14 protein-coding genes are annotated in these 13,065 nt (G+C 61.1%); 4 read left to right on the plus strand and 10 right to left on the minus strand.

Translation table 11 applies throughout. The features are described 5' to 3' along the window. Positions 1 to 24: 24 nt before the first annotated feature. A complete protein-coding gene (locus tag BLW70_RS01735) occupies positions 25 to 816 on the minus strand; it encodes a YfaP family protein (protein ID WP_074871255.1) in 792 nt (263 codons plus the stop codon). A 508-nt stretch (positions 817 to 1,324) separates the two neighbouring features. On the opposite strand from BLW70_RS01735, the gene BLW70_RS01740 reads away from it, so the two are divergent. The 4 genes from BLW70_RS01740 (at position 1,325) to BLW70_RS01755 (ending at position 6,485) form a co-directional block, all read left to right on the plus strand. Beyond that, the gene (locus tag BLW70_RS01740; RefSeq protein WP_074871257.1) at positions 1,325 to 1,567 is read left to right on the plus strand and encodes an exodeoxyribonuclease VII small subunit; all 243 of its coding nucleotides are present in this window, start codon (positions 1,325 to 1,327) and stop codon (positions 1,565 to 1,567) included. Further along, entirely contained in the window at positions 1,564 to 2,451 is an 888-nt protein-coding gene (gene ispA / locus BLW70_RS01745) for a (2E,6E)-farnesyl diphosphate synthase (RefSeq protein WP_074871259.1), read from the plus strand. Before BLW70_RS01740 ends, ispA begins: the two co-directional genes overlap by 4 nt. A 92-nt stretch (positions 2,452 to 2,543) precedes the next feature. Then, positions 2,544 to 4,442 carry a 1-deoxy-D-xylulose-5-phosphate synthase gene (gene dxs / locus BLW70_RS01750; protein ID WP_074871260.1) on the plus strand — a complete coding sequence of 633 codons (1,899 nt, stop codon included), beginning with the start codon at positions 2,544 to 2,546 and terminating at the stop codon, positions 4,440 to 4,442. A gap of 159 nt (positions 4,443 to 4,601) precedes the next feature. Then, complete coding sequence (locus BLW70_RS01755; RefSeq protein ID WP_074871263.1) at positions 4,602 to 6,485, plus strand: TonB-dependent receptor domain-containing protein; 1,884 nt, start codon at positions 4,602 to 4,604, stop codon at positions 6,483 to 6,485. A 113-nt stretch (positions 6,486 to 6,598) separates the two neighbouring features. Here BLW70_RS01755 and BLW70_RS01760 read toward each other — a convergent pair whose 3' ends face one another. The 9 genes from BLW70_RS01760 to BLW70_RS01800 form a co-directional block, all read right to left on the minus strand. After that, entirely contained in the window at positions 6,599 to 7,399 is an 801-nt protein-coding gene (locus BLW70_RS01760; protein ID WP_074871265.1) for a cobalamin-binding protein, read from the minus strand. Beyond that, the gene (locus BLW70_RS01765; RefSeq protein ID WP_074871267.1) at positions 7,399 to 7,818 is read right to left on the minus strand and encodes an MFS transporter; all 420 of its coding nucleotides are present in this window, start codon (positions 7,816 to 7,818) and stop codon (positions 7,399 to 7,401) included. Before BLW70_RS01765 ends, BLW70_RS01760 begins: the two co-directional genes overlap by 1 nt. Further along, positions 7,815 to 8,432: a GTP cyclohydrolase II gene (ribA, locus tag BLW70_RS01770; RefSeq protein WP_074871269.1), complete on the minus strand. Its 618-nt coding sequence runs from the start codon at positions 8,430 to 8,432 to the stop codon at positions 7,815 to 7,817. Before ribA ends, BLW70_RS01765 begins: the two co-directional genes overlap by 4 nt. Positions 8,433 to 8,683: 251 nt before the next feature. Beyond that, on the minus strand, positions 8,684 to 9,187 hold the full coding sequence (locus BLW70_RS01775) for a phosphatidylglycerophosphatase A family protein (RefSeq protein ID WP_008033735.1): 504 nt from the start codon (positions 9,185 to 9,187) through the stop codon (positions 8,684 to 8,686). Next, entirely contained in the window at positions 9,184 to 10,149 is a 966-nt protein-coding gene (thiL, locus tag BLW70_RS01780; protein ID WP_074871271.1) for a thiamine-phosphate kinase, read from the minus strand. Before thiL ends, BLW70_RS01775 begins: the two co-directional genes overlap by 4 nt. Positions 10,150 to 10,167: 18 nt before the next feature. Next, on the minus strand, positions 10,168 to 10,668 hold the full coding sequence (gene nusB / locus BLW70_RS01785; RefSeq protein WP_008153530.1) for a transcription antitermination factor NusB: 501 nt from the start codon (positions 10,666 to 10,668) through the stop codon (positions 10,168 to 10,170). Next, positions 10,665 to 11,141, minus strand: coding sequence for a 6,7-dimethyl-8-ribityllumazine synthase (gene ribH, locus BLW70_RS01790; RefSeq protein ID WP_074871273.1), 477 nt, complete (start codon positions 11,139 to 11,141; stop codon positions 10,665 to 10,667). The genes nusB and ribH overlap by 4 nt, the downstream gene beginning before the upstream one ends. A gap of 91 nt (positions 11,142 to 11,232) precedes the next feature. Next, positions 11,233 to 12,324 carry a bifunctional 3,4-dihydroxy-2-butanone-4-phosphate synthase/GTP cyclohydrolase II gene (ribBA, locus tag BLW70_RS01795; protein ID WP_033059428.1) on the minus strand — a complete coding sequence of 364 codons (1,092 nt, stop codon included), beginning with the start codon at positions 12,322 to 12,324 and terminating at the stop codon, positions 11,233 to 11,235. 31 nt (positions 12,325 to 12,355) lie between these two features. Further along, complete coding sequence (locus BLW70_RS01800; protein WP_074871276.1) at positions 12,356 to 13,021, minus strand: riboflavin synthase; 666 nt, start codon at positions 13,019 to 13,021, stop codon at positions 12,356 to 12,358. Positions 13,022 to 13,065 lie beyond the last annotated feature (44 nt).

Below are 13,065 nucleotides of genomic sequence, written 5' to 3' on the forward strand. Positions count from 1 at the left end.
GATGTCATCCGTGGAGCGGGATGCTTAATAGTTGAAAGTCTTGACCAGCAGCAGGTCACCGATGGCCCGCAGGGGCACGATGAAGGTCTCGCGTTTTTCGTCGACAGTGTTTTCGTTGAGCACCAGGTTGATCTGCGAGGTGATCACCTCGTTCTGGTTGCTGGTTTCATCGAAGTTATAGCCGCCACTGCCGAAGTTGCCCCAATAGTTCACGTAAACCAGATAGGTGCCGTGCATCGGCGCGGTCATGGTGAACATTTCCGGGCCGGGACCATCGACACCGTCCGGGTCCAGGCCGCCGCCGTTGCTCATCGCCGGGCGAGCCCAGAACGCGTGCTGGCCGTCGGGGGTCACGATGTGCAGGTCAAGTTCGGCTTTCGGGTCATCCCAGCCCAACACCACGCGAATCCGCGCCGGGGTGCGCAGGTTGTTGGCTTCATAGAATTGAACGCGCTTGAGCGACTTGCCTTCAGCGCTGCGTACTTCAACGCTGTTGGACCCCGCGCCAAACGCATACGGCCGGGCGAAACGCCCCTGGTCGTCGGTGTACAGATTCAGAGGATTGCCGTTGACGGCCAGCGCATGCGGCCCTCGCTGAGTGCCGATGGCCTTGAGTTGGCCCTGGATCATCGTGCGATTGCGCTGCACGCCTCGGTCGATGGGCGGCGTCGGATAGGCAACTTGAGGGTATTCGCTGCGATCGAGCAGGCCGTTGTAGCGCCAGCCGCCGACCGGCTCCGACAACTCGGCCGTCGGCTCGGCCCAGGCAGCTGTCGCGCAGACAAGCCCGATCAGCAATAGAAGAAATGAACGCATGTGACGCCTCCTGCCATGCATAACGAAACCTTGCACCCGATCCTCGGCGCGTTACAGATCCAAAAAAACTGCGTTTCGTCAGAAAGACCCATGACTTTCGGGTCGTAGAAGGCGCGAAGATTAGCCATTTGGCGGTTTTTTAACAATCGGATACATCTAATTTTGCGGTGGGATTCACGGTGATTGTTGGGCGTGAGCCGAATAGCGAGGGTATTCGGCTTATAAAGTGAGCCGAACCCCCACATCATTCCCCGGAGACACCAAACCCTGTGGCGAGGGGGCTTGCCCCCGTTGGTTGCGAAGCAACCCCAAAAACAGGCACCGCGTTTCATCAGGCATCCCACATTCAGCAATTTGCGACCGCTTCGTGGTCGAACGGGGGCAAGCCCCCTCGCCACAGGGTCGCGTTCTCCCCCAAGCGCAGTGGCCGAAACGCCCCGCTCATTTGCCCATAACCCCCATGTCTGCTAGTGTCGCGCCGGTTTAACGTCAACCGGAAATAGCCGCCATGGCCCGCAAAAAAGCTGCACTGGATTTCGAACAATCTCTCGCTGACCTGCAAACGCTGGTAGAGCGTCTGGAGAACGGCGAATTGTCGCTGGAAGACTCGCTGACGGCTTTCGAGCAAGGCATCGGTCTGACCCGCGATTGCCAGGCGGCGCTGGCCCAGGCCGAGCTAAAGGTTCAGGTGCTGCTTGAGCGTGATGGCGAGCTGGCCGAGGAACCCTTCGACGCGGATCAGCCAGAATGATTGCAGCGTATTCGGCGACCAGCCAGGCCCGCGTCAATGCTGCACTGGAAACCCTGTTCATTGCGCCGAGCCCTGAACTCGCGCGGCTGTACGAAGCCATGCGCTACAGCGTGATGAATGGCGGCAAACGGGTTCGCCCGCTGCTGGCCTACGCCGCGTGCGAAGCGCTGGGCGGCAAGGCTGAGCAGGCCAACGGCGCAGCGTGCGCGGTGGAGCTGATTCACGCTTATTCCCTGGTGCATGACGATTTGCCGGCCATGGACGACGACGATCTGCGTCGCGGCCAGCCAACCACTCACAAAAAATTCGATGAAGCCTGCGCGATTCTGGCCGGTGACGGCTTGCAGAGCCTGGCCTTCAGCGCCCTGCTCGATCCGCGCCTGAGCAACTCTGACACTGATGTTCGCCTGCAAATGGTCAGCGCTCTCGCAGTGGCCGCAGGCCCGGCCGGCATGGTCGGCGGTCAAGCCATCGACCTCGGTTCGGTCGGTCTGAAACTCGATCAGAAAGCCCTCGAATACATGCACCGGCACAAGACCGGCGCCCTGATCGAGGTCAGCGTCAAACTCGGCGCCCTGGCCAGCGGCCGCGCCGAGAAGGACGAACTGAAGTCCTTGCAGACTTACGCGCAGGCCATTGGCCTGGCGTTCCAGGTGCAGGACGACATTCTCGACGTCGAAAGCGATACCGAAACCCTCGGCAAGCGCCAAGGCGCCGACATTGCTCGCGACAAGCCCACTTATCCAGCCCTGCTCGGCCTCGACGCCGCCAAGGCTTACGCCCTGGAACTGCGTGATCAGGCCCTGCACGCGCTGCGACCGTTTGACGCGGCGGCCGAGCCATTGCGCGATCTGGCCCGCTACATCGTCGACCGGCGCAGCTGACGGCGTATCCGCCAAGTTAAAAGCAACGCGTGGGCAGGGGGCGATGCATCAGGTAAACTGCCGCATCTTTTATACCTATAACGATTCGCCTGATGCCCACGACGTTTCATGAGATTCCCCGCAAGCGCCCGACCACGCCCCTGCTCGACCGTGCCAACACGCCGGACGGCCTGCGCCGGTTAGGCGAAGCCGAGCTGGAAACCCTGGCCGATGAGTTGCGCCTGGAATTGCTCTACACGGTCGGTCAGACCGGCGGGCATTTCGGTGCAGGCCTGGGCGTCATCGAGCTGACTATCGCGCTGCATTACGTCTTCGACACCCCGGACGACCGGCTGGTGTGGGACGTGGGTCATCAGGCCTATCCGCACAAAATCCTCACCGGTCGTCGCGAGCGCATGGGCACCCTGCGCCAGAAGGACGGCGTCGCGGCCTTCCCGCGTCGTTCCGAGAGCGAGTACGACACCTTTGGCGTCGGCCACTCCAGCACATCGATCAGCGCAGCGCTGGGCATGGCCATTGCCGCCCGCCTGCAAAACAGTGATCGCAAGGCGATCGCCGTGATCGGCGATGGCGCACTGACCGCCGGCATGGCCTTCGAGGCGCTGAACCATGCGCCGGAAGTGGACGCCAACATGCTGGTGATCCTCAACGACAACGACATGTCGATCTCGCGCAACGTTGGCGGGCTGTCGAATTACCTGGCGAAGATTCTTTCCAGCCGCACGTACGCGAGCATGCGCGAAGGCAGCAAAAAGGTCCTGTCGCGCCTGCCCGGCGCCTGGGAAATCGCCCGTCGCACCGAAGAATACGCCAAAGGCATGCTGGTTCCCGGCACGCTGTTTGAAGAGCTGGGCTGGAACTACATCGGCCCGATCGATGGCCATGACCTGCCGACCCTGATCGCCACCCTGCGCAACATGCGCGATCTCAAAGGCCCGCAGTTCCTGCACGTCGTCACCAAGAAAGGCAAAGGCTTCGCCCCGGCGGAAGTCGACCCGATCGGTTACCACGCGATCACCAAACTCGAACCGCTGGACGCTCCGGCCGCCGCGCCGAAGAAAGCTGGCGGGCCAAAGTATTCCGGCGTATTTGGTGAATGGCTGTGCGACATGGCCGCGTCTGATCCGCGGTTGGTGGGCATCACTCCCGCGATGAAGGAAGGCTCCGACCTGGTGGCCTTCAGCGAGCGTTTCCCGCAGCGCTATTTCGATGTGGCGATTGCCGAGCAACACGCCGTCACCCTCGCTGCCGGCATGGCCTGCGAAGGCGCGAAACCGGTGGTGGCGATCTATTCGACGTTCCTGCAACGGGGCTACGACCAGCTTGTGCATGATGTGGCGGTGCAAAACCTCGACGTCCTGTTCGCCATCGACCGCGCGGGTCTGGTGGGCGAAGACGGCCCGACTCACGCGGGCAGCTTCGACCTGTCGTTCCTGCGCTGCATCCCCGGAATGCTGGTGATGACCCCGAGCGACGAAAACGAACTGCGCAAGATGCTCACCACCGGCCACCTGTTCAACGGCCCGGCGGCGGTGCGTTATCCGCGCGGCTCTGGCCCGAACGCGACGATCGAGAAAGACCTCGAGCCGATCGAAATCGGCAAGGGTGTGGTTCGTCGTCAGGGCAGCAACGTCGCCCTGCTGGTGTTCGGCGTGCAACTGGCCGAGGCGCTGAAAGTCGCCGAGACGCTGGATGCCACTGTGGTCGACATGCGTTTCGTCAAACCGCTCGATGAAGCACTGGTGCGCGAAATCGCTGGCAGCCATGAATTGCTGGTGACCATCGAAGAGAACGCGATCATGGGCGGTGCCGGTGGCGCCGTCAGCGAGTTTCTCGCCCGCGAAAACATCCTCAAGTCGATGCTGCACCTGGGCTTGCCGGATGCCTATGTGGAACACGCCAAGCCTGCGCAAATGCTGGCTGAATGCGGACTGGATGAGGTTGGGATCGAAGAAGCGGTGCGTCAGCGCCTGCAGCTGCTGAACCTCTAAGACATATACAAAACCTGTGGGAGCGGGCTTGCCCGCGATAGCGGAATGACAGTCGACTTATTCATTGACTGACACTCCGTCATCGCGGGCAAGCCCGCTCCCACAGAGTTTTGTGCAACCTCAAAAATGTATTCGCTTTAAAGCGCCGACGGACTGTTCATGAAACTCTCTCCTTTTGCCCTGGCGCTGGCCCTCCTGCCGGCTGGCCAACTCTTGGCCGACACCTTCGAACGCGACCAGGCCCTGAAACTGCCCGACGTGCTGATCAGCGCCAACCGTCAGGTCGAAGCGCGTAACGACAGCAGCGCCGCCAACACGGTGTTCACCCGCGACGATATCGACCGTCTGCAACCGAGCAGCGTCACTGACCTACTGCGTCGGGTGCCGGGCGTACAGGTCGGGCAAACCGGCGGGCGCGGCAGTCTGCCGGGGGTCTACATTCGTGGTACCAAGTCGGCGCAAAGTCTGGTGCTGGTCGACGGCCAACGCATCGGCAACTCGACCTCCGGCGACAGCAACCTGCAACACATCAACATCGAACAGGTCGAGCGCGTGGAAGTGCTGCGTGGTTCGCGTTCAGTGATTTACGGCAGCGATGCGATTGGCGGGGTGATCCAGATCTTCACCCGCCGTGGTGGCGAACAGGGCTTGCAACCCCGTATGCACGTGGGGGTTGGCAGCAATCAGACCTGGGAACGCAGCCTTGGATTGTCTGGCGGCGACGCGCAGACCCGCTTCAATCTCGGTGCCAGCCTCGATGAAACGGCAGGCATCAATCGCACTCACCAGTCTTATCCCAGTGATGGCGATCACGATGAATACCGCAATAAGTCGGTCAGCTTAAGCCTGAGTCACGCCCTCACCGATGACATCGAAGTCGGCGCCAATCTGCTGGATAACCAGGGCAAAAGCGCATTCGACAATCCGTTCGGCCGCTTCGACATGAACACCTTTGAATCGGTCCAGCAGCAGCCCTACAGCGAGTTCGCGGTGAGCAGCGTCAGCAGTTACGTCGATGCGCGCATCAATGACGCCTGGAAAACCCGCGTCGAGTTCGGCCATAGCGAAAACCGTGAGAAGACGCTCGACAAGCTCAGCGACGAGCGCAGCGTGTTCAACACGTACCGCGACTCGGTGAACTGGCAGAACGACCTGACCCTCGACGAGCGCAACAGCCTGATCCTCGGCGGCGACTGGTACGAGGACCGGGTCAACAGCAGCACGCCATTCGACGAGGACAGCCGCTGGAACCGCGCCGCGTTCATTCAACATCATTACCAGGCGGACAGTTTCTCCACCGAACTGGGCCTGCGCCGCGATCAGAACCAGCAGTTCGGTGGCCAGAACAGCTGGAGCGGCACCTTCACTCTGCCGCTGAATCCGGACAACGATGTATTGCTGACCTACAGTGAAGGCTTCCGCGCGCCGACGTTCAATGACCTGTATTACCCCGATTTCAGTAATCCGGATCTGAAACCCGAGACGTCGAAAAGCTACGAGCTGCAATGGCGCAGTCAGCTGACCGACACTGCTCGCCTGGAAGCTTCGCTTTACCGTACGGACCTGGAAGACGCGATTATTTTCGGCAGTAACAACCGGCCGCAGAACGTCGCGCAGGCACGCATCAACGGTTTCGAAGCGGCGTTGAAACAGGAACTGTTCGGCTGGCAGAGCAACCTCGGCGTAGCGATCATCGACCCGCGGGATCGCGACAGCGGCCACACCCTGGCTCGGCGCGCGCGGCGGACCTTGAGCCTGGATCTGGATCGGCAGTTCGACCGGCTAGGGCTCGGCGCCAGCTGGCAAGCGGTGAGCAGCAGCTATGACGATGAGAACAATCAGCAGCCGTTGGGCGGGTACGCGTTGCTGGGGTTGCGCAGCAGTTGGGAATTGAACCGTGAGATCAAGCTTGAGCTGAAGGTCGATAACCTGCTGGACAAGGGTTACAGCCGGGCGCTGTACAGCCATGAAGGTAGCCAGTATGGGTATCGCGAGGAAGGTCGGGCGTGGATGTTTGGGGTGACCTGGACACCAGAACTTTAGCCCACGATCGTTCCCACGCTCCGCGTGGGAATGCATCCCGTGACGCTCTGCGTCACATCAAGAGCGGACGCGGAGCGTCCATGGCGGCATTCCCACGCAGAGCGTGGGAACGATCAGCGTGAAGGCGAAATCAGCTGACAGAGATTGGCCGTCGCTTCGATCATCTGCCCACTCGGCCGCTCCAGGCCTTTATCCGTTACCAACAGCAATTGCCTCTGCGCCACTGCGGCAACCTGCGGCCAGGCTTTCCACGCATCAAGCTGCGCCTGATCGCTGGCCAGGATCACTTCTGGATTGCGTTGCAATACCGCTTCGACACTGACCTGCGGCGCCGGTAGCGTCAGGTCGGCAAACACATTGCGCGCCCCGCACACTTCAAGCGCATCGCTGATGATCTGCCCGCCACCCACGGTGTACAGCGGCCGATCCCAGACCTGGTAAAACACCCGCAATGGCACATCTCGACGATAACGCTGGCGCAGCGAATCCAGCCGCTGACGCAACTTTTCAGCCAATGAAACACCACGCTCCGGACGGCCGAGTTGTGAGGCGATCGCCTCAATCTGCGCAGTGAGTTGTTCAAGGTTGTGCGGTTCCGCAACGTAGGTCGGGATGTTCAACCGTTTGAGCTGTTCACGCTGGGCCGGGCCAACGCTGCCGGGCCAGAGCAACAACAGATCGGGCTTGAGACTGAGCAATTGCTCCATGTCCAGCTGGCCATAGCGGCCAACCGAAGGCAGGTCTTTGAGCTCGGCGGGACGCTCACCGGCATCCAGCACACCCACCAGCAGGTCAGCCGAACCCAGTTCAACAACGATTTCAGAAAGCGACGGCGCGAGGCTGACAACGCGTTCGACCGCCGCCGTCGGGCCACTGACGGCCAGCAGCAAAACCGCCAGCCAGACGGGCCGCATCAGCCGAGTTGACGCGGAATACGGTAGAGGTAAAACAGCACCAGGGTCGACAGCGCCAGCAGCATCAACGGCACGGCTTCGAGACCGACGAATACCGCTAGCGCAGCGATCCAGGCCGGCAGGCCGGCAGCCAGGAATGCCGTGCGACGCTTGGCAGCCAGGGCGATCCAGGCAGCAGGTTCTTCAGGGGTATCGAGGGCTTTTTGAGTGGCGATCAACGCGTGTTTGTAGCCGCCGAAGAATTTCAGGCTGACAAACATCGAAGCCACACCGGCGATGAACAATGGCATCGCCAGCACCGGCAGGATCGCCTCGCTCTGGCCGAATACGCCGTTGATCACGAACAGCGGCACCAAGGCCAGCGCCAGGTATTGCCACCAATTGACGGACAGTCGCCGCCGAACCTGACCGCGGGTCACGCCCGGTCTGCCTCGCCCTGGTGCTCGTTGCCCATCATGTGGTCGAGCTTGCTGGCCTTGGTGGCCAGGTAGAGTTTGTTATGCGGGTTATGACCGGTATGCAGCGGCACGCGCTCGGAGACCACGATGCCCATGTCGGTCAACGCTTTGACCTTGCGTGGGTTATTGGTCATCAGACGCAGGGATTTCACGCCCAAGTGCTGCAGCATCGGCAGGCACATGGCGTAGTCGCGCTGATCGGCGGCAAAGCCCAACTGTTCGTTGGCTTCAACGGTATCGGCGCCGCCATCTTGCAATTCATAGGCGCGGATCTTGTTCAGCAGGCCAATGCCACGACCTTCCTGACGCAAGTACAGCAACACGCCTCGGCCTTCACGGGCGATGGCCTGCAAGGCGGCCTCGAGTTGCGAGCCGCAGTCGCAACGCTGGCTGAACAAGGCATCGCCGGTCAGGCATTCGGAGTGCAACCGGCCGAGTACCGGGGCACCGTCGGCGAACTCACCCAGGCTCAGCACAACGTGCTCGCGCCCGTTTTCCTCATCGAGAAAGCCGTGCATGGTGAATTGCGCAAAAGGCGTTGGCAGCTTGGAAGCGGCGACAAAAACGACAGGCACCGGTGTGCTCCTGATCAATAAGTACTGGAGATTCGCAGACGCGGCATTGTAACAGCACGTTCCAACAGACGCTTAGGCTGAATTATGGGGCATAACAATCAAAAAGTTAGATCTCAAGCCACCACAGCTCCCTGTGGGAGTGAGCCTGCTCGCGATAGCGGTCTGTCTTTCACCATTGATGCCGGCTGATACACCGTCATCGCGAGCAGGCTCGCTCCCACAGGGTTAATCAAGCGCTACAGTTTTGCCCGTCAGGCAAAAATCCAAACCAGCCCCTGCATCGCCAACCACGCAAACACCCCGGCCAATACATCATCGAGCATGATACCGACGCCGCCGTGCACATGCCGGTCGATCCAGTGAATCGGCCAAGGCTTGAGAATGTCGAAAAAGCGGAACACCAAAAATCCGGCGAGCAACCAATACCAGCCTTCCGGCACCAGCCAAAGGGTGATCCACATCCCGACCATTTCGTCCCAGACGATGCCTTCGTGGTCGTGTACCCGCAAATCGTCGGCGACCTTGCCGCACAGCCAGAAGCCAAACAGCATGGTGATGCCGAGCATCAGCCAGTAACCCCAATCGGGCAGCATCTGCCACAACGGGATAAAGGGCAGCGCAACTAACGAACCCCAGGTGCCCGGTGCTTTTGGCAAGGTGCCCGAGCCGAAGCCGAACGCCAGGAAATGCCACGGATTGCGCCATACCGAGGGCGGCACGAATTCCGCCGGGACCTGTTTGGGATGATCTGTCACGGTGTCTCCCGAAAATGTTGATAGCCCCGGGTTTGCGGGGTGATGTCTTGTCCGTCGGCGTCGAGCAGCACTACGCCCTGCCCCGTCACGACACGGCCGACCACATGGATCGGCCAGCCGTCCGCCAGCAATGATGACAACTCGGCGGGGGGCAAGGTAAAGGCCAGCACGTAATCGTCACCGCCGCTCAAGGCGGCTTGCTCAGCGCCAGACTGGCCGAGGAAGGCCAGCAGCGCCTTCGACAATGGCAGTTTACTGCGCTCTACCTGAACCCCGACTTTCGACGCCAGGGCAATGTGCCCGCAGTCGGCGAGCAGGCCATCGGAGATGTCCAGCGCCGCACTAGCTCTGCCGCGCAACGCCATGCCAAGGCCCAGCTGCGGTTGCGGCGACCAGTAATGGGCACGCAACGGATCAGCGATGGCCGCATCAGCCATTCGCTGACCGAGCACCAGCGGCAATGCACCCGCCGCGTTGCCAAGCTCACCGCCAACGCACAGAAAATCGCCTGGCTGCGCACCGCTGCGGGTCAACGCCAGACCTGCCGGCACACGACCGAACACGGTCATGGTCAGGCTCAATGGCCCACGGGTGGTATCCCCCCCCACCAGCGCCATACCGCAGCGCTGCGCCATGACGTTCAAACCACGGGCGTAGGCGTCCAGCCAATCGGTGGTCACCGTCGGCAAGGTCAGGGCAAGGGTAAAGGCAATGGGGGTGGCGCCCATGGCGGCCAGATCACTGACAGCCACAGCCAGCGAGCGCTGACCGAGCAGGAACGGGTCGCAAGGATCTGCGAAATGCACACCGGCAACCAGTGTGTCGGTAGAAATGGCCAACTGCTCCCCGGGAGGAACAGCTAGCAAGGCGCAGTCATCGCCGATCCCAAGGGCAACGCCTTCGCCGCCCTGCGCACAAGGCGCGGCGGCGAAGAAATTGCGGATCAGCTCAAACTCACCCATAGCGATTGCAAGCGCCAATCAGCGCTTGAACGCCTTCACTTCAGCTTCACGCAGACGCGGGGCCAGCTTGTCGAGTACACCGTTGACGAACTTGTGGCCGTCGGTGGAACCGAAGACTTTCGCCAGCTCGATACCTTCGTTGATCACAACGCGGTACGGCACGTCGACGCGCTTGAGCAGTTCCCAGGTCGACAGGCGCAGAACGGCCAGTTCAACCGGGTCCAGCTCTTCGATGGTGATGTCCAGGCACGGCGTCAGTGCAGCGTCGATTTCAGGCTTGTGAGCCGGAACGCCGTGCAGGATGTCGTGGAAGTACGCGGCATCGACATCGCTGAAATCGTTATCGACCCGAAACTGCGCTTCGATCTCGTTCAAAGATTGCTTGGCCATGTGCCATTGGTACAGCGCCTGAGTCGCGAGCTGACGGGCTTCGCGACGCTTGACGCTTTTCGATGGCTTGCCGGCATCCGCAGGCTTTGGATCGCGCGGGTTGAAACGATCGCTTTCGTCGCTAATCACTTGGCCTCCAACTGCGCCAGCAGGCTGACCATTTCCAGAGCGGACAGGGCAGCTTCAGCACCTTTGTTACCGGCCTTGGTGCCGGAACGTTCGATGGCTTGCTCGATGGAATCAACGGTCAGCACGCCAAATGCGACTGGAACGCCGAACTCCATGGACACCTGGGACAGGCCCTTGGTGCATTCGCCCGCCACGTATTCGAAGTGCGGAGTACCGCCACGAATGACCGCGCCCAGGGCGATGATTGCCGCGTATTCGCCCTTCTGAGCGACTTTCTGCGCAACCAGCGGAATTTCGAAGGCGCCAGGTGCGCGGATGATGGTGATGTCGCTTTCGCTCACGCCGTGGCGAACCAGGGCATCAACTGCACCGCTGACCAGGCTTTCAACGACGAAGCTGTTGAAACGGCCTACTACCAAAGCGTAGCGGCCTTTAGGGGCGATGAAGGTACCTTCGATGGTCTTCAGGGTCATTCGTTAGATCTCTTAAAGAGCCGGGACGCGTTTTCTACGCGTCCCTCAGTGATGTGTTAACCGCGAATCAAGGACTGGAAACAACCGGTCATTATTCGGAGGGCACGTATTCTACAACTTCCAGATCGAAACCGGATATCGCATTAAATTTCATCGGCGCACTCATCAGGCGCATTTTGCGTACGCCCAGGTCCCGGAGGATCTGCGAACCGGCACCAACAATGCTGTAGGTGGTCGGTTTTTTCGCCGGAACGTGCTCCGCGGTTTCGCGGATATGCGCCAGCAACACGTCGCCATCGAGCGGGTGACCGAGCAACAGCACCACGCCACTTCCAGCCTCGGCGACCGCGGCCATCGCGGCGCGCAGGCTCCAGCGGCCAGGTTGCTTGACCATCAACAGGTCGCGCAGCGGGTCCATGTTGTGCACGCGAACCAGGGTCGGCTCTTCGGCGCACACGGTGCCCAGGGTCAGGGCCATGTGCACGTCGCCTTCCACCGAATCACGATAGGTCACCAGGTTGAATTGGCCCAGTTCGCTGTCCAGCGGCTGCTCGGCAATCCGCTGAACGGTACGTTCGTGGATCATCCGGTAGTGAATCAGGTCGGCGATGGTGCCGATCTTGATGTTGTGTTCGGCAGCAAACGCTTCCAGTTCGGCGCGGCGGGACATGGTGCCGTCGTCGTTCATCACTTCGCAGATCACGCCGCTCGGCTCGAAACCGGCCATGCGCGCCAGGTCGCACGCCGCTTCGGTGTGGCCGGCGCGAGCGAGGGTGCCGCCGGCCTGGGCCATCAGCGGGAAGATGTGGCCGGGGCTGACGATGTCTTCAGCCTTGGCGTCTTTTGCGGCAGCGGCTTGCACGGTGCGCGCACGGTCAGCAGCAGAGATGCCGGTGGTCACGCCGGTGGCCGCTTCGATGGACACGGTGAACTTGGTGCCGAAGCCGGAACCGTTGCGCGGCGCCATCAAAGGCAGTTTCAGCAGTTCGCAGCGCTCGCGGCTCATCGGCATGCAGATCAGGCCACGGGCGTGCTTGGCCATGAAGTTGATGTGTTCAGGCTGGCAGCACTCGGCGGCCATGATCAGGTCGCCTTCGTTCTCGCGGTCTTCGTCATCCATGAGGATGACCATCTTGCCTTGGCGGATGTCTTCAACCAGTTCTTCGATGCTATTGAGCGCCACAAGGCACCCCCCTTCTTTCGAAATTTGAGCTTCAGGATTTGAGGTAGCCGTTGGCGGCCAGAAAGCTTTCAGTGATGTTTCCGGACTTTGCTGGCTCTGCGGCCTTGTCGCCCAACAGCAGGCGTTCCAGATAACGGGCAAGCAAGTCAACTTCAAGATTCACCCGGCGACCTGGCTGGTAAGACGCCATGATGGTTTCGCTCAGGGTATGCGGAATGATCGTCAGCATGAACTCGGCGCCATCGACCGCGTTCACGGTCAGGCTGGTGCCGTCGACGGTGATCGAGCCTTTATGGGCGATGTACTTGGCCAGCTCTTTGGGAGCGCGGATGCGGAACTCCACAGCGCGAGCATTCTCGGTACGGGCAACCACTTCGCCCACGCCATCGACATGACCGCTGACCAGATGCCCGCCGAGGCGAGTGGTCGGGGTCAGGGCTTTTTCCAGGTTCACCGGGCTGCCGCTTTTCAGATCATTCATGGCGGTGCAGTCGAGGGTTTCGCGACTGACGTCCGCCGCAAAGCCGTTGCCTGGCAATTCAACCGCGGTCAGGCACACGCCGTTGACTGCGATGCTGTCGCCCAGTTTGACGTCGCTCAGGTCGAGCTTGCCGGTTTCTACGTGAACCCGCACATCTCCGCCTTTTGGGGTCAATGCACGAATACTGCCGATGGATTCGATGATGCCGGTAAACATGGAGTCCTCCTCGAGAACAGGGCTGTCGCGTGGCGCAGGCCCGG

The organism is Pseudomonas frederiksbergensis (genome assembly GCF_900105495.1).
GTDB classification, from domain to species: domain Bacteria; phylum Pseudomonadota; class Gammaproteobacteria; order Pseudomonadales; family Pseudomonadaceae; genus Aquipseudomonas; species Aquipseudomonas frederiksbergensis.